At 63.3% G+C, this 15,090-nt stretch carries 27 protein-coding genes and 1 pseudogene; all 28 read right to left on the bottom strand.

Annotation, left to right across the window (positions count from 1 at the left end; all coding sequences use genetic code 11):
• Positions 1–3 precede the first annotated feature (3 nt).
• Entirely contained in the window at positions 4–435 is a 432-nt protein-coding gene (rplQ, locus tag EOD29_RS24675; protein WP_066989613.1) for a 50S ribosomal protein L17, read from the bottom strand.
• A gap of 104 nt (positions 436–539) precedes the next feature.
• A complete protein-coding gene (locus tag EOD29_RS24670) occupies positions 540–1,550 on the bottom strand; it encodes a DNA-directed RNA polymerase subunit alpha (RefSeq protein ID WP_059188661.1) in 1,011 nt (336 codons plus the stop codon).
• 99 nt (positions 1,551–1,649) lie between these two features.
• A complete protein-coding gene (gene rpsK / locus EOD29_RS24665; RefSeq protein WP_006205444.1) occupies positions 1,650–2,039 on the bottom strand; it encodes a 30S ribosomal protein S11 in 390 nt (129 codons plus the stop codon).
• Positions 2,040–2,196: 157 nt separating this feature from the next.
• Positions 2,197–2,565 (bottom strand): 30S ribosomal protein S13, encoded by a 369-nt coding sequence (gene rpsM, locus EOD29_RS24660; RefSeq protein WP_027170351.1) that lies wholly within the window; start codon positions 2,563–2,565, stop codon positions 2,197–2,199.
• A 222-nt stretch (positions 2,566–2,787) separates the two neighbouring features.
• The gene (locus tag EOD29_RS24655; RefSeq protein WP_095780445.1) at positions 2,788–3,378 is read right to left on the bottom strand and encodes an adenylate kinase; all 591 of its coding nucleotides are present in this window, start codon (positions 3,376–3,378) and stop codon (positions 2,788–2,790) included.
• Entirely contained in the window at positions 3,375–4,715 is a 1,341-nt protein-coding gene (gene secY / locus EOD29_RS24650; RefSeq protein WP_127248176.1) for a preprotein translocase subunit SecY, read from the bottom strand. The genes EOD29_RS24655 and secY overlap by 4 nt, the downstream gene beginning before the upstream one ends.
• A gap of 278 nt (positions 4,716–4,993) precedes the next feature.
• The gene (gene rplO, locus EOD29_RS24645; RefSeq protein WP_066989606.1) at positions 4,994–5,467 is read right to left on the bottom strand and encodes a 50S ribosomal protein L15; all 474 of its coding nucleotides are present in this window, start codon (positions 5,465–5,467) and stop codon (positions 4,994–4,996) included.
• 23 nt (positions 5,468–5,490) lie between these two features.
• Positions 5,491–5,688 (bottom strand): 50S ribosomal protein L30, encoded by a 198-nt coding sequence (rpmD, locus tag EOD29_RS24640; protein ID WP_027170355.1) that lies wholly within the window; start codon positions 5,686–5,688, stop codon positions 5,491–5,493.
• Between the two features lie 25 nt (positions 5,689–5,713).
• The gene (gene rpsE / locus EOD29_RS24635; protein WP_095807478.1) at positions 5,714–6,283 is read right to left on the bottom strand and encodes a 30S ribosomal protein S5; all 570 of its coding nucleotides are present in this window, start codon (positions 6,281–6,283) and stop codon (positions 5,714–5,716) included.
• A 127-nt stretch (positions 6,284–6,410) separates the two neighbouring features.
• A complete protein-coding gene (gene rplR, locus EOD29_RS24630) occupies positions 6,411–6,773 on the bottom strand; it encodes a 50S ribosomal protein L18 (protein WP_127248175.1) in 363 nt (120 codons plus the stop codon).
• Between the two features lie 88 nt (positions 6,774–6,861).
• Complete coding sequence (gene rplF / locus EOD29_RS24625) at positions 6,862–7,395, bottom strand: 50S ribosomal protein L6 (RefSeq protein WP_067321468.1); 534 nt, start codon at positions 7,393–7,395, stop codon at positions 6,862–6,864.
• A gap of 113 nt (positions 7,396–7,508) precedes the next feature.
• Positions 7,509–7,907 (bottom strand): 30S ribosomal protein S8, encoded by a 399-nt coding sequence (gene rpsH, locus EOD29_RS24620; protein WP_095800670.1) that lies wholly within the window; start codon positions 7,905–7,907, stop codon positions 7,509–7,511.
• Positions 7,908–7,919: 12 nt separating this feature from the next.
• Positions 7,920–8,225 carry a 30S ribosomal protein S14 gene (gene rpsN / locus EOD29_RS24615; protein WP_059188495.1) on the bottom strand — a complete coding sequence of 102 codons (306 nt, stop codon included), beginning with the start codon at positions 8,223–8,225 and terminating at the stop codon, positions 7,920–7,922.
• Between the two features lie 26 nt (positions 8,226–8,251).
• Positions 8,252–8,830 carry a 50S ribosomal protein L5 gene (gene rplE / locus EOD29_RS24610; RefSeq protein ID WP_095777622.1) on the bottom strand — a complete coding sequence of 193 codons (579 nt, stop codon included), beginning with the start codon at positions 8,828–8,830 and terminating at the stop codon, positions 8,252–8,254.
• Positions 8,823–9,137 carry a 50S ribosomal protein L24 gene (rplX, locus tag EOD29_RS24605; protein ID WP_059188493.1) on the bottom strand — a complete coding sequence of 105 codons (315 nt, stop codon included), beginning with the start codon at positions 9,135–9,137 and terminating at the stop codon, positions 8,823–8,825. Before rplX ends, rplE begins: the two co-directional genes overlap by 8 nt.
• A 12-nt stretch (positions 9,138–9,149) precedes the next feature.
• Positions 9,150–9,518 (bottom strand): 50S ribosomal protein L14, encoded by a 369-nt coding sequence (gene rplN, locus EOD29_RS24600; protein WP_006205457.1) that lies wholly within the window; start codon positions 9,516–9,518, stop codon positions 9,150–9,152.
• Between the two features lie 81 nt (positions 9,519–9,599).
• Positions 9,600–9,839: a 30S ribosomal protein S17 gene (gene rpsQ / locus EOD29_RS24595; RefSeq protein ID WP_040970380.1), complete on the bottom strand. Its 240-nt coding sequence runs from the start codon at positions 9,837–9,839 to the stop codon at positions 9,600–9,602.
• A gap of 11 nt (positions 9,840–9,850) precedes the next feature.
• Positions 9,851–10,051, bottom strand: a complete 201-nt coding sequence (gene rpmC, locus EOD29_RS24590) for a 50S ribosomal protein L29 (protein WP_040970379.1) — start codon at positions 10,049–10,051, stop codon at positions 9,851–9,853.
• A 12-nt stretch (positions 10,052–10,063) separates the two neighbouring features.
• Positions 10,064–10,477: a 50S ribosomal protein L16 gene (rplP, locus tag EOD29_RS24585; protein WP_027170364.1), complete on the bottom strand. Its 414-nt coding sequence runs from the start codon at positions 10,475–10,477 to the stop codon at positions 10,064–10,066.
• A 27-nt stretch (positions 10,478–10,504) separates the two neighbouring features.
• The gene (rpsC, locus tag EOD29_RS24580) at positions 10,505–11,227 is read right to left on the bottom strand and encodes a 30S ribosomal protein S3 (protein WP_066989596.1); all 723 of its coding nucleotides are present in this window, start codon (positions 11,225–11,227) and stop codon (positions 10,505–10,507) included.
• Positions 11,227–11,616 (bottom strand): 50S ribosomal protein L22, encoded by a 390-nt coding sequence (rplV, locus tag EOD29_RS24575; protein WP_066989594.1) that lies wholly within the window; start codon positions 11,614–11,616, stop codon positions 11,227–11,229. Before rplV ends, rpsC begins: the two co-directional genes overlap by 1 nt.
• A gap of 2 nt (positions 11,617–11,618) precedes the next feature.
• Positions 11,619–11,897, bottom strand: a complete 279-nt coding sequence (rpsS, locus tag EOD29_RS24570) for a 30S ribosomal protein S19 (protein WP_006205463.1) — start codon at positions 11,895–11,897, stop codon at positions 11,619–11,621.
• Between the two features lie 16 nt (positions 11,898–11,913).
• Positions 11,914–12,747, bottom strand: coding sequence for a 50S ribosomal protein L2 (rplB, locus tag EOD29_RS24565; protein WP_040970375.1), 834 nt, complete (start codon positions 12,745–12,747; stop codon positions 11,914–11,916).
• 22 nt (positions 12,748–12,769) lie between these two features.
• Entirely contained in the window at positions 12,770–13,063 is a 294-nt protein-coding gene (locus EOD29_RS24560; RefSeq protein ID WP_040983033.1) for a 50S ribosomal protein L23, read from the bottom strand.
• On the bottom strand, positions 13,060–13,680 hold the full coding sequence (gene rplD / locus EOD29_RS24555; RefSeq protein ID WP_066989592.1) for a 50S ribosomal protein L4: 621 nt from the start codon (positions 13,678–13,680) through the stop codon (positions 13,060–13,062). Before rplD ends, EOD29_RS24560 begins: the two co-directional genes overlap by 4 nt.
• Entirely contained in the window at positions 13,680–14,396 is a 717-nt protein-coding gene (gene rplC / locus EOD29_RS24550) for a 50S ribosomal protein L3 (RefSeq protein ID WP_127248174.1), read from the bottom strand. The genes rplD and rplC overlap by 1 nt, the downstream gene beginning before the upstream one ends.
• A 94-nt stretch (positions 14,397–14,490) precedes the next feature.
• On the bottom strand, positions 14,491–14,799 hold the full coding sequence (rpsJ, locus tag EOD29_RS24545) for a 30S ribosomal protein S10 (RefSeq protein WP_006205468.1): 309 nt from the start codon (positions 14,797–14,799) through the stop codon (positions 14,491–14,493).
• Positions 14,800–14,865: 66 nt separating this feature from the next.
• Positions 14,866–15,090 (bottom strand): annotated as a pseudogene (gene tuf, locus EOD29_RS24540) (elongation factor Tu); the annotation flags it as partial.

The following is a 15,090-nucleotide window of genomic DNA, read 5'->3' as shown; positions in this document are numbered from 1 at the left end:
GCCTTATGCGGCCGCGGCTTCCTCTTCGCCGCCTTCGGCCTCGAGACGCGCGCGGTCGGCGGCGCCCTTGGCCGAGGTGTCGCGGTCGACGAACTCGATGACCGCCATGGCGGCATTGTCGCCGTGGCGGAAGCCCGCCTTCATGATGCGCAGGTAGCCGCCGTTGCGGCTGGCGTAGCGCGGTGCGATGGTTTCGAACAGGCGCTTGACGACGCCTTCATTGCCGATCTGCGCGATCACCTGGCGGCGGGCGTGCAGGTCGCCGCGCTTGCCGAGCGTCACCAGCTTCTCGACGATCGGACGCAGGTCCTTCGCCTTCGGCAGGGTAGTGACGATCTGCTCGTGCTCGATCAGCGACACGGCGAGGTTGGCGAACATCGACTTGCGGTGGCTTACGCTGCGGGCGAAGCGACGGCCTTTGAAACCGTGGCGCATGGCTCTTTTCCTTCTTTAGTTGTTCAAGAGGCCACGGCCTCTGATGGTTTTCCGCATGACCGTCGGATCGAGCGGCTCGCGCCGCCGATCCTTGGAATTCATGCTCAATACTGATCCTCGTAACGCTTGGCGAGGTCTTCGATGTTTTCCGGCGGCCAGTCCGGCACTTCCATGCCGAGGTGCAGACCCATCGCCGCCAGCACTTCCTTGATCTCGTTCAGCGACTTGCGGCCGAAATTCGGAGTGCGCAGCATCTCGGCTTCGGTCTTCTGGATCAGGTCGCCGATATAGACGATGTTGTCGTTCTTCAGGCAGTTGGCCGAACGCACCGAAAGCTCGAGCTCGTCGACCTTCTTGAGCAGCGCCGGGTTGAAGGCCAGCTCGGTGACGGCCTCGGTGGCGACTTCCTTCTGCGGCTCGTCGAAGTTGACGAACAGGCTGAGCTGGTCCTGCAGGATGCGGGCCGCGAAAGCCACGGCGTCCTCGCCCGAGATCGAACCGTCGGTCTCGATGGTCATGGTCAGCTTGTCATAGTCGAGAACCTGGCCTTCGCGGGTGTTCTCGACCTTGTAGGAGACCTTCTTGACCGGCGAGTAGAGGCTGTCGACCGGGATCAAGCCGATCGGCGCGTCCTCGGCGCGGTTGCGCTCAGCCGGCACATAACCCTTGCCGGTGTCGACGGTGAATTCCATGCGGATCTCCGCGCCCTCGTCCAGCGTGCAGATCACGTGGTCGGGGTTGAGGATCTCGACGTCGCCGACGGTCTGGATGTCACCGGCAAGCACGGCGCCCGGGCCCTGCTTGCGCACGACCATGCGCTTGGGACCATCGCCTTCCATGCGGATGGCGATTTCCTTGATGTTGAGCACGATGTCGGTCACGTCCTCGCGCACGCCGGCGATGGACGAGAACTCATGCAGCACGCCGTCGATCTGCACGGCGGTGACGGCCGCGCCGCGCAGCGAAGACAGAAGCACGCGCCGCAGCGCGTTGCCGAGCGTGAGGCCGAAGCCGCGCTCGAGCGGCTCGGCCACGAGCGTGGTCAGCGTCTTCTTCTTCGACGAGAACTCGATCTTGTTCGGCTTGATCAGTTCCTGCCAGTTTTTCTGGATCATGGTGTCTTCCTTCCTTTGACCCGCCACCATCCAATCGTGGCGGGCAGCCTGGAATTGCCGCGGAGGAGCGCCTTGGCGCTCACGCGGCGTTCAAAAATATTAGACGCGGCGCTTCTTGCGCGGACGGCAGCCATTGTGCGGGATCGGCGTCACATCGCGGATCGAGGTGATGGTGAAGCCGGCCGCCTGCAGGGCGCGCAGCGCCGATTCACGGCCGGAGCCGGGTCCGCAGACCTCGACCTCGAGCATGCGCATGCCGTGTTCCTGGGCCTTCTTGGCGACGTCCTCGGCGGCCATCTGGGCGGCGAACGGGGTCGACTTGCGCGAACCCTTGAAGCCCTGGGCGCCGGCGGACGACCAGGCGATCGAATTGCCCTGCGCGTCGGTGATGGTGATCATCGTGTTGTTGAAGGTCGAATTGACGTGGGCAACGCCCGACGAGATGTTCTTGCGTTCGCGACGGCGAACACGAGCGGCTTCCTTGGCCATGGTAGTCCTTTCAGTTGATCTCTACACCGCCGTAACGCCAGCGGCTCCACCTTCGTAAGGGAGTAGGGGAATAGGGCAGTAAGGGAGTGGGGAAATGAACGATCCGATTTCGGACTATTCCCTACTGCCTTACTCCCCTACCCCCTTATTCCCCTAATTACTTCTTCTTGCCGGCGATCGCCTTGGCCGGGCCCTTGCGGGTGCGCGCATTGGTATGCGTGCGCTGGCCGCGGACCGGCAGCGAGCGGCGGTGACGCAGGCCGCGGTAGCAGCCGAGGTCCATCAGCCGCTTGATGTTCATCGAGACCTCGCGGCGCAGGTCGCCTTCGACCTGGTAGTCGCGGTCGATCGTCTCGCGGATCTGCAGCACTTCCGCGTCGGTCAGCTGGTTGACGCGGCGGTCTGCCGGGATGCCGACCTTGTCGACGATCTCCTGGGCAAACTTCTTGCCGATGCCGTGAATGTACTGAAGCGCAATGACGACGCGCTTGTTGGTCGGAATGTTGACGCCGGCTATACGAGCCATGTTCTTTCATCTCCATTTGGGCCGGCCATCCTTCAAAAGGCAGGCCCGGCGCTATCTAAGTTGCCCCGCGTCCGGTGGAGGCCGGCCCTTGCGGGAGTTTCCTGGTTCAAAACGGATGCCCTGCCCTTGCGGGCAAGCAAAGTCCATGCCTGATAGGAAGACGGGCCGCCATACCCCAATGGCTTCTTCCAGTCAAGCGCAATCTTTGCTTGTCGGAGCGGCCTAGCTCACCGCCGCCGTGAGCACCTTCTCGATCTCCGCGGTCACCGCGTCGATGCTGGCCATGCCGTCAACGCTCTTCAGCCTGCCTTTGGCATAGTAGTAGCCGGTCAGCGGCGCCGTCTTCTTGTAATATTCTCGCAGGCGCTCCTCGAACACCGCCGGGTTGTCGTCCTTGCGCACCGGCTGGCCGGCCGCCTTGGCATCCTCGGCCCGCTTGACGATGCGCCCGACCAGCGCCTTGTCGTCGACGACGAGCTCGATGACGCTGTCGAGCGCGATGTTGCGCTCGGCGAGCATGGCTTCGACGGCATCGGCCTGCACCAGCGTGCGCGGATAACCGTCGAGGATGAAGCCCCTGGCGCAGTCGGGCTGGTCGATCCGCTCGGCAACGATCGCATTGACGATCGCGTCCGATACCAGCTCGCCGGCATCCATAACCGCCTTGGCCCGCTTGCCGACTTCGGTTCCGGCCTGGACGGCGGCACGCAGCATGTCTCCCGTCGAAAGCTGGGGTATGCCGTGTTTTTCTACCAGTCTCTGTGCTTGCGTCCCCTTGCCCGCTCCTGGCGGCCCAAGCAATATCAGCCTCATCTGCTCCTCTTACCCCCGCGCAACTTCGACTTCTTGATCAGGCCCTCATACTGGTGCGCGATCAGGTGACCCTGAACCTGCGCCACCGTGTCGAGCGTGACACTGACCACGATCAGAAGCGATGTGCCACCGAGATAGAAAGGTACGCCAGTCGCTGAAATCAGGAACTCAGGCAGCAGACACACCAGCACCAGGTAGATGGCGCCGATGACGGTGATACGCGTCAGAACATAGTCGATATATTCGGCGGTGCGCTCGCCCGGACGATAGCCCGGGATGAAGCCGGAATGCTTCTTGAGCTGGTCGGCCGTGTCCTTCGGGTTGAAGACGATTGCCGTATAGAAGAAGGCGAAGAAAATGATCATCGCCGCATAGAACGCCATATAGAGCGGCTGGCCGTGGCCCAGCGCCGCAAGAACCGTGCTCGCCCAGGCAGGCAGGTTGGTGGTCTGCGAGAAGCCGGCAACCGTTGCCGGGAGAAGCAGCAGCGAGGAGGCGAAGATCGGCGGGATGACGCCCGAGGTGTTGAGCTTCAGCGGCAGATGCGAGGTGTCGCCTTGGAACATGCGGTTGCCGACCTGCCGCTTCGGATACTGGATGAGCAGGCGGCGCTGGGCGCGCTCGAAGAAGACGATGACGCCGATGACGACGACGGCGAGCACGATGATCGCGAGAATCAGGCTCGTGGACAGCGCACCGGTGCGGCCGAGTTCCAGCGTGCCTGAAATGGCGTGCGGCAGACCGGCGACGATGCCCGAGAAGATGATCAGCGAAATGCCGTTGCCGATGCCGCGCGCGGTGATCTGCTCGCCGAGCCACATCAGGAACATGGTCCCGCCGACAAGCGTGACGACGGTCGAGATGCGGAAGAACATGCCGGGATCGGTGACGATACCGTTGCCGCCCTCCAGCCCGACCGAAATGCCGTAGGCCTGCACCAAGGCCAGCAGCACGGTGCCGTAGCGCGTGTACTGGTTGATGATCTTGCGGCCCTGCTCGCCTTCCTTCTTCAGCGCTTCCAGCGACGGGATGACCGAGGTCATCAGCTGCATGATGATGGAAGCGGAGATGTAGGGCATGATGCCGAGCGCGAAGATCGCCATGCGCTGCACGGCGCCGCCGGCAAACATGTTGAACATGCCGAGCACGCCCTTGCTCTGCGAGGAGAAGGCCTGCGCGAAAGCGTCGGGATTGATCCCGGGAAGCGGGATGTAGGTGCCGAGGCGGTAGACGAGCAGCGCGCCGACGGTGAACCAGATGCGCTTCTTCAGATCCTCGGCCTTGGCGAAGGCCGCAAAATTCAGATTGGAGGCTAGTTGTTCAGCAGCCGAAGCCATGCCTGATTTTCTCCGCTAGAGCATGATGCCGAAAAGTGTGAAGCGGTTTTCGGAAGACATCATCCTCTACTTCATTGATTATGCTCTACTTCATTGATTTCTATGTCGCGCTCGATGCCCGCAGCTCAGGCGGCGCGTGTCACCGAAGCTCACGAGATAAGCTCCGGACCGTCAACATGCAAGCGGCCGCGTTGACGCGGCCGCCTAATTGATCAGATCAAAGCGCGGACGGGCGGCAAAAATGAAACCATACCCGCCGGCCGCGCTTCAAATCGCCGTTACTCGGCGGCGGCCGCTTCCGGCAGCTTCACCGAACCGCCGGCCTTCTCGATCTTCTCGATCGCAGCTTTGGAGGCGCCGGCGACGTCGAAGCTGAGCTTGGCCTTGAGCTCGCCGTCGGAGAGCACGCGCACGCCGTCCTTGGCGCGGCGGATGACGCCGGCAGCGATCAGGGTCTCAGCCGTCACGGTCTCCTTCGCGTCGAGCTTCTTGGCATCGACGGCAGCCTGGATGCGGGCAAGCGACACGACGGTGAAGCTCTTGGCGAACAGGTTGTTGAAGCCGCGCTTTGGCAGGCGCCGGTAAAGCGGCATCTGGCCGCCCTCGAAGCCGTTGATGGCAACGCCCGAGCGTGCCTTCTGGCCCTTGACGCCGCGACCGGCGGTCTTGCCAGAGCCGGAGCCGATGCCGCGACCGAGGCGCTTCCTGGAGTGCGTGGCGCCGTCCTTGTCACGCAGATCGTTGAGTTTCATGTTTCTGTCTCCTGCGCTTCCGTTCAGGCCTCGTCCACAACGCGGACGAGGTGCTGGACGGCGGCGATCATGCCGCGCACCGAAGGGGTGTCTTCCAGCGTACGCCGCTTGTGCATCTTGTTGAGGCCGAGGCCGACCAGCGTCGCGCGCTGCTCCTTCGGCCGGCGGATCGGCGAACCGATCTGCTCGACGGTGATGGTCTTGGTAGCTTTCTTGGCCATGGTCGAAATCCCTGGTCAGCGTCGACTATTCTTCGGTCGCGACGGCGGTGCCGCGGCGGGCCTGAAGGGTCGAGTACTTGATGCCGCGCGCAGCTGCCACATCCTTCGGATGCATCTGGCTCTTCAGCGCGTCGAAGGTGGCGCGAACCATGTTGTAGGGGTTCGACGAACCCATCGACTTGGCGACCACGTCGTGCATGCCGAGCGTCTCGAAGACGGCGCGCATCGGGCCGCCCGCGATGATGCCGGTACCCTGCTTGGCGGCGCGCAGCAGAACGCGTCCGGCGCCCCAGCGGCCCTCGACGTCGTGATGCAGCGTGCGGCCCGAACGCAGCGGCACGAAGATCATGTCGCGCTTGGCCGATTCGGTCGCCTTGCGGATCGCCTCCGGCACTTCGCGCGCCTTGCCGTGGCCGAAGCCGACGCGGCCCTTCTGGTCGCCGACGACGACAAGCGCGGCAAAGCCGAAGCGACGGCCGCCCTTCACCACCTTGGCGACGCGGTTGATGTGGACAAGCTTGTCCACCATGCCGTCGTCGCGCTCTTCGCGTTCACGCTCGCGGCCGCGGCCGCCTTCCCTACGTTCCTGTGCCATATCCTAGTCCTTGTTCTTTTCCGGAAGCACGGGTTGCTGTTTGCCGGCGCCTCTAGCGACCACCGGCGGTGAATTTCTCCTTTGCATGATCCTGTCCGAAAAGTCTGCAACTTTTCGGGATCATGCATTAGAAGCTCAGACCGCCTTCGCGGGCAGCCTCGGCCAGCGCCTTGACGCGGCCGTGATAGATGTACGGGCCGCGGTCGAAGACGACTTCCTTGACGCCGGCCTTCGACGCGCGCTCGGCGATCAGCTTGCCGACCGCGGCAGCGGCGGCGCTGTCGGCGCCGGTCTTGAGCGAGCCCTTCAGGTCCTTCTCCAGGGTCGAGGCGGCGGCGAGCGTGTGGCCCTTGGCGTCGTCGATGACCTGGACGTAGATGTGCTTCGAGGTGCGGTGCACCGAAAGCCGCGGCCGCTCGCCGGCGACCTTCTTGAGCTGGCGGCGCACGCGCTGCGCGCGGCGCTGGGTGGTTTCTTTGGGGCTAGCCATGATTCTGTTCCTTGCCTTCAGAAAACGGGGGCAACCGTGTGCGGTAGGCCAAGCCTCCCGCGGTCGCGCCCCGCGGCGATCAAAAGTCTTACTTCTTCTTGCCTTCCTTGCGGACAATCCGCTCGTCGGCATAGCGCACGCCCTTGCCCTTGTAGGGTTCGGGACCGCGATACTCGCGGATCTCGGCCGCGACCTGGCCGACCTGCTGCTTGTCGATGCCGGAGACCGTGATTTCGGTCGGCTTCGGCACGGAGATCGTGATGCCCTGCGGCGTCTCATAGACCACGTCGTGGCTGAAGCCGAGCGCCAGCTGCAGGTTCTTGCCCTGCATGGCGGCGCGATAGCCGACGCCGGTGATCTCGAGCTTCTTCTCGAAGCCGTCCTTGACGCCCTGCAGGATGTTGACGATCTGCGTGCGCGACATGCCCCACTTGGCGCGGGCGGTCTTGGTCTGGTCGCGCGGCTCGACCGAAATCTCGGCGCCTTCCATCTTGACCAGCACTTCGTCGTTGACCACGAACTTCAGCTCGCCCTTGGGGCCCTTCGCCGTCACGGTCTGGCCGTTGACGGTCGCGGAGACGCCCTGCGGCAGCGAAACGGGTTTCTTTCCGATACGAGACATTGTTGTCTCCTCTTTCCTTTACTGCTGTGAATGGTGAATGGTGGAATGGCGAACGGCGCGGTCAAAGTCCCGTGCAGTCTCACCATTCACTATTCACCATTGACCATTCACCCTTAGAAAATCTGGCAGAGGATCTCGCCGCCGACATTCTGCTCGCGCGCTTCGTGATCGGCCATGACGCCCTTCGGCGTCGAAAGGATGGCGATGCCGAGGCCGTTGGCGACATGCGGGATCGACTTGGCCGAGACATAGACGCGGCGGCCGGGCTTCGAGACGCGCTCGATTTCGCGCACGACCGGAGCGCCGTCGAAATACTTCAGCTCGATCTCGATTTCCGACTTGCCGTTCTCGAAGTCGGTCTGGCTGTAGTCGCGGATATAGCCTTCCGACTTCAGCACTTCGAGGACGCGGGCGCGCAGACGCGAGGCCGGAGTCGAGACGGTCGACTTCTTGCGGCCATAGGCGTTGCGGATGCGGGTCAGCATATCGCCGAGAGGATCGCTCAATGACATCTCAGTGTCTCCTTACCAGCTCGACTTGACCAGGCCCGGGATCTGGCCGTTGTTGCCCAGATCGCGAAGCGCGATACGCGAAAGCTTGAGCTTGCGATAGTAGGCGCGAGGACGCCCCGTCACTTCGCAGCGGTTGCGGATGCGGATCTTGGCCGAGTTGCGCGGCAGCGCCGAAAGCTTCAACTGGGCGCGGAAACGCTCTTCCATCGGCTTGGACTGGTCCATGACGATGTCCTTGAGCGCCTTGCGCTTGGCGGCGTACTGACCGGCAAGCTTGCGGCGCCGGTTGTTCTTCTCGACTGAGCTGGTCTTTGCCATTTCAGATTTTTCCTTTTTCGCTGCCGTTACTGGCGGAAGGGGAAGTTGAAGGCCTTGAGCAGCGCCCTGGCCTCGTCATCCGTCTTCGCCGTCGTACAAACGATGACGTCCATGCCCCAGACCTGATCAACCTTGTCGTAGTTGATCTCCGGGAACACGATGTGCTCCTTGATGCCCATGGCGTAGTTGCCACGGCCGTCAAAGCTCTTCGGGTTCAGTCCGCGAAAGTCGCGAACGCGCGGCAGCGCGATGTTCACGAGGCGGTCGAGGAACTCGTACATGCGTTCCTTGCGCAGCGTGACCTTGGCGCCGATCGGCATGTTCTCGCGCACCTTGAAGCCCGCGATCGAATTGCGGGCGCGGGTGACGACAGCCTTCTGGCCGGCGATCAGCGCGAGGTCCTCGGCCGCGACCGAGGGCTTCTTGGAATCGCCGGTCGCTTCGCCGACACCCATGTTCAGCACGATCTTGTCGATGCGCGGAACCTGCATCTCGTTGTCGTAGCCGAACTGCTCCTGCAGCGCCTTGCGGATGGTCTCCTGATAGACCTTCTTGAGGCGCGGCTCGTTCTTGGCAGCTGCCTGCTTGGTTTCAGCCTTAGCCATTGATGACTTCTCCCGAACGCTTGGCGACGCGCACCTTCTTGCCGTCCTTCTGGATGGCGAAGCCGACGCGGGTCGGCTTGCCGTCCTTGGGGTCGGCCAGCGCGATGTTCGACAGGTGGATCGGCGCTTCCTTGGTGATGATCCCGCCCTCTTGGGACTGGGTCTGCTTCTGGTGACGGCGAATGAGGTTCACGCCGCGGACCAGCGCGGTGTCTTCCTTCGGCTGCACCGACAGGACTTCGCCCGAACGGCCCTTGTCCTTGCCGGCAAGCACGACGACCTTGTCGCCTTTTCTGATCTTTTGCATGGGTCCGGCTCCTTACAGCACTTCAGGCGCGAGCGAGATGATCTTCATGTGGTTCTTGGCGCGAAGCTCGCGCGGAACCGGCCCGAAGATACGTGTGCCGATCGGCTCTTTCTTGTTGTCGACGAGAACGGCCGCGTTCTTGTCGAAACGGATCACGCTGCCGTCCGGACGGCGGATGTCCTTGGCCGTGCGAACCACGACCGCCTTCATCACGTCGCCCTTCTTAACGCGGCCGCGCGGGATGGCTTCCTTGATCGACACCACGATGATGTCGCCGACGGAGGCATACTTCCGCTTCGAACCGCCCAGCACCTTGATGCACATGACACGACGGGCGCCGGAATTGTCCGCGACGTCGAGGTTTGTTTGCATCTGAATCATGACTGGCCGCCTTCTTCTTTTCTAACGGGACGGGCTTTCACCCCTCCCCGGTCTGTCCAAAATTCGTTTCGTTCGCCCGGATCAAGCCTGATCCGCGGTGATGACGACCCAGCGCTTGTCCTTGGAGATCGGCTTCGATTCCTGGATGAACACCTGGTCGCCGACCTTGTGGGCGTTGTTCTCGTCATGCGCCTTGTACTTCTTGGTCAGGCGCACGGTCTTCTTCATCACGGGATGCGTGAAGCGCCGCTCGACCTTGACGACGACCGTCTTCTCGTTCTTGTCGCTGACCACGGTGCCCTGCAGGATGCGCTTTGGCATGGTTCTCGTCCTTAAGCCTTCTTGGCCGCGGCTTTTTCCGCGGCGATGGTCTTGATGCGCGCGATGTCCCTGCGGACCTGCTTCACGCGTGCGGTCTTCTCGAGCTGGCCGGTGGCCTTCTGGAAGCGCAGATTGAACTGCTCCTTCTTGAGGGCGGCCAGGTCGTCGGCCAGCTGATCCTGGGTCTTGGTCCGGATATCTTCGGCTTTCATGATCGCCTGTCCTTATTCTGCGATGCGCTGCACGAAGCGCGTCTTGACCGAGAGCTTGGCGGCGCCGAGACGCAGCGCCTCACGCGCAGTTTCTTCGCTGACGCCGTCGATCTCGAACATGATGCGGCCAGGCTTGACGCGCGCCGCCCAGTAGTCGACGGCGCCCTTGCCCTTACCCATGCGCACTTCGGTCGGCTTCGAGGTGACCGGCAGATCCGGGAACACCCGGATCCAGACGCGGCCGGCGCGCTTCATCTCGCGGGTGATCGCGCGGCGGGCCGCCTCGATCTCGCGCGCGGTGACGCGGTTCGGCTCAAGCGCCTTCAGCCCGAAACCGCCGAAATCCAGATTGGTGCCGCCCTTGGCGGTACCGTGGATACGGCCCTTGAACTGCTTGCGGAACTTTGTGCGCTTTGGCTGCAGCATCGTTCTAACTCCAAATTCTCAAATTTCTCAGGCGTTCTCGCGACGGCGACCGCGCTCACGCTCGCCGGTCTGACCGCCGTGATCGCCTTCCGTGGCGCGACGCTCCGACGCCATCGGGTCGTGCTCGAGGATCTCGCCCTTGAACACCCACACCTTGACGCCGCAGATGCCATACGCCGTGTTCGCCTCGGCCGTGCCGTAGTCGACATCGGCGCGCAGCGTATGCAGCGGCACGCGGCCTTCGCGGTACCACTCCATGCGCGCGATTTCGGCGCCGCCGAGACGGCCGGAGCAGTTGATGCGGATGCCTTCGGCACCAAGACGCATGGCCGACTGAACGGCGCGCTTCATGGCGCGACGGAACGCGATGCGGCGCTCGAGCTGCTGGGCGATCGACTGGGCGATCAGCGTGGCGTCGATTTCCGGCTTGCGCACTTCAACGATGTTGAGGTGCGTCTCGGACTTCGTCATCTCCATCAGCTTCCTGCGGAGCTTCTCGATGTCGGCGCCCTTCTTGCCGATGATCAGGCCCGGACGCGCGGCATGGATGGTGACGCGGCACTTCTTGTGCGGACGCTCGATCACGACCTTGGAGATCGCGGCCTGCTTGAGTTCCTTCTCAAGATACTTACGGATCTTGATGTCCTCATGCAGCAGCTGACCGTATTCGCCGGTGTTCGCGAACCAGCGCGAATCCCAGGTGCGGTTGATGCCGAGACGCAGCCCGATCGGATTGACTTTCTGGCCCATTATGCGGCCTCCCCTTTTTCCTCGACTTCACGAACGACGATCGTGAGGTGCGAGAACGGCTTTTCGATACGGCTGGCGCGACCACGGCCACGCGCGTGGAAACGCTTCATGACGATCGACTTGCCGACATAGGCTTCCGATACGATCAGTGCGTCGACATCGAGGTCGTGGTTGTTTTCCGCGTTGGCGATCGCCGACTCCAGGGTCTTCTTGACCGTGCCGGAAATCCGCTTGGCCGAGAATTCGAGGTCGGAAAGCGCTGTCGCGACCTTCTTGCCGCGGATCAGCGCGGCAACCAGGTTCAGCTTCTGCGGGCTGATACGGATGGTGCGCAGAACGGCGCGCGCCTCGTTGTCAGCAAGCCTGCGCGGAGCTTTGGCCTTGCCCATGATTATTTCCTCTTCGCCTTCTTATCCGCGCCATGACCGTAGTAGGTCCGGGTCGGAGCGAATTCACCGAACTTGTGGCCGACCATGTCCTCGTTCACGGAGACGGGAACGTGCTTCTGGCCGTTGTAGACACCGAAGGTGAAGCCGACGAACTGCGGCAGGATGGTGGAGCGACGGCTCCACATCTTGATCACCTCATTGCGACCGCCTTCACGAACCTTGTCCACCTTCTTGAGAAGGTAGCCGTCGATGAAGGGGCCTTTCCAAATCGAACGAGTCACTTGGCGTTACCTCTTCTTAGCTCTTGCGCTGATGGCGCGAGCGCACGATGAACTTGTCGGTCGCCTTGTTGGACCGCGTCTTCTTGCCCTTGGTCGGCTTGCCCCAGGGCGAAACCGGGTGACGGCCACCCGAGGTGCGGCCTTCGCCACCACCGTGCGGATGATCGACCGGGTTCATGGCCACGCCGCGATTGTGCGGGCGCTTGCCGCGCCACACCGTGCGGCCGGCCTTGCCGTCGTTGATGTTGCCGTGGTCGGGGTTCGACACGGCGCCGACGGTGGCCATGCAGGAGCCGTGCACGACGCGCTGCTCGCCCGAGTTGAGGCGCAGGATCGCCATGCCCTGGTCGCGGCCGACGAGCTGGGCGTAGCCGCCCGCCGAACGGGCGACCTGGCCGCCCTTGCCCGGCTTCAGCTCGATGTTGTGGACGATCGTGCCGACCGGCATCGAGGCCAGCGGCATCGCGTTGCCCGGCTTCACGTCGACCGCTTCGCCGGCCACGATCTTGTCGCCGGCGGCCAGACGCTGCGGCGCCAGGATGTAGGACAGCTCGCCGTCGTCATACTTGATCAGCGCGATGAAGGCGGTGCGGTTCGGATCGTATTCGATGCGCTCGACCGTGCCGACGACGTCGTACTTCTTACGCTTGAAGTCGATGATGCGGTACGAACGCTTGTGACCGCCGCCGATGAAGCGGGCCGTGATGCGGCCGTAATTATTGCGGCCGCCCGACTTGGTCAGGCCTTCGGTCAGGCCCTTGACGGGCTTGCCCTTGTAGAGGCCCGAGCGGTCGACGATGACCAGCTGACGGGTGCTCGGCGTTACCGGGTTGAATTTCTTGAGTGCCATTGTCCTGTCCTCGCGGCCTTGCTCAGAGACCCGTCGCGACGTCGATCGACTGGCCGTCGGCCAGCGTCACAACCGCCTTCTTGACGTCGCCCTGGCGGCCAACCGTGCCGCGGAAGCGCTTGATCTTGCCCTTACGGACGAGCGTGTTCACGGCCGTAACCTTGACCCCGAAGAGAGCTTCCACGGCGGCCTTGATTTCCGGCTTCGACGCCTTCTTGGCGACATTGAAGACGACCTGGTTCTGCTCGGAAGCCATGGTCGACTTTTCGGTGATCGCCGGCGAGACGATCACGTCGTAGTGACGGAGGTCGGTCATTTGAAGCGCTCCTCGAGAGCCTCGACGGCGGCCTTCGAAAGGACCAGCGTGCCGCGGCGCAGAATGTCGTAGACGTTGATGCCCTGGATCGGCAGCACGTCGATGTTGGGGATGTTGGTCGCCGCCAGCTTGAAGTTCTGGTCAAGCTCGGCGCCGCCGATCACCAGGGCATTGGTGAGCCCGAGCGTCTCGAGGCTCGCAACCAGCGCCTTGGTCTTGGCTTCGGCGAGCTTCAGCTCGTCGACGATGATCAGCGAAGCGCTCTTGGCCTTGGCCGAGAGAGCGTGCTTCAAGCCCAGAGCGCGCACCTTCTTCGGCAGCTCGTGCTCGTGGCTGCGCACGACCGGGCCGTGCGCCTTGCCACCGCCGCGGAACTGCGGAGCGCGAGCCGAATGGTGACGGGCGCGGCCCGTACCCTTCTGCTTGTACATCTTGGCGCCGGTGCGCGCGATCTCGGCGCGGCCCTTGGCCTTGTGCGTGCCTTGCTGCTTCTTGGCCAGCTGCCAGCGCACGACGCGCTGCAGGATGTCCTCACGCGGGTCAAGGCCGAAGATCTCCTCGGAGAGCTTTACCTTGCCGGCGTCCTTGCCGCCGAGGGTTGTGATCTTGAGGTCCATTATTCCGCTCCCTCATTGGCCGGGGCATCGTTCTTGGCGGCAGCGGCACGGATCGCGGCTGGCTTCGGCGCGTTGGCCGGCAGCGCAACCTTGGCCGCGTCACGGACCAGGATCCAGGCGCCCTTCACCCCCGGGACGGCGCCGCGGATCAGGATCAGGCCGCGGTCGGCATCGGTCGAGACGACCTCGACATTCTGGGCGGTGACGCGAACGTCGCCCATGTGGCCGGCCATCTTCTTGCCCTTGAACACCTTGCCGGGGTCCTGGCGCTGTCCGGTCGAGCCGTGCGTGCGGTGCGAGACCGAGTTACCGTGCGTGGCACGGCCGCCACCCATGTTGTGCCGCTTGATCACGCCCTGAAAACCCTTGCCGGTCGAGGTGCCCGTCACGTCGACCTTCTGGCCGGCGACGAAGTGCTCGACGGTGAGCTCGGCGCCGACGTCGATCATGTTGTCGGCGGAGACGCGGAACTCGGCGAGCTTCGCCTTTGGCTCGACGGAGGCGGCAGCGAAATGGCCGCGCATCGCCTTCGACGTGTTCTTCACCTTGGCAAGGCCAACGCCGAGCTGGACGGCGGTGTAGCCGTTCTTCTCCTGCGTGCGCTGCGCCACGACCTGGCAGTTCTCCATCTGGAGAACGGTGACGGGAACGTGTTCCCCTGCATCGTTATAGATGCGGGTCATTCCCACCTTCTTTGCAATCACACCTGAACGCATCGGTTCAATTCCTTTAGAGTTCCCTGTCGGGGCTGACGCCCCTCCACGCCTCTTGCTTCCTTCAGAGTTCCGGGTCGCCCCGCCCTCTTGTTCCTTAGAGCTTGATCTCGACGTCGACACCGGCGGCCAGATCGAGCTTCATCAGAGCATCGACCGTCTGCGGGGTCGGATCGACGATGTCGAGCAGCCGCTTGTGGGTGCGCATCTCGAACTGCTCGCGGCTCTTCTTGTCGACGTGAGGCGACCGGTTGACCGTGAACTTTTCGATCCGCGTCGGCAGCGGAATGGGGCCGCGGACGTTGGCGCCGGTGCGCTTGGCGGTCGACACGATTTCGCGCGTCGAGGCGTCGAGCACCCGGTGGTCAAACGCCTTAAGGCGGATGCGGATATTCTGTCCGTTCATGCGTCAATTCCTTGTTCTGGCGCGGCGCGGGCAGCCCCGCGCCCGCGACAGATCCGTTTCGTCCAATTATTCTTTGATGGTGACGACGATGCCGGCACCGACGGTGCGGCCGCCTTCACGGATGGCGAAGCGCAGCTTCTCTTCCATCGCGATCGGCACGATCAGCTCGACATCGACGGTGATGTTGTCGCCGGGCATCACCATCTCGGTGCCTGCCGGCAGCGTCACGATGCCGGTCACGTCGGTGGTGCGGAAGTAGAACTGCGGCCGGTAGTTGGTGAAGAACGGCGT

It is taken from the genome of Mesorhizobium sp. M1A.T.Ca.IN.004.03.1.1 (genome assembly GCF_003997555.1).
Lineage (GTDB): Bacteria > Pseudomonadota > Alphaproteobacteria > Rhizobiales > Rhizobiaceae > Mesorhizobium.
The sequence above is the reverse complement of the archived record's forward strand: the minus strand, read 5'-3'. Positions and strand labels throughout refer to the sequence as shown.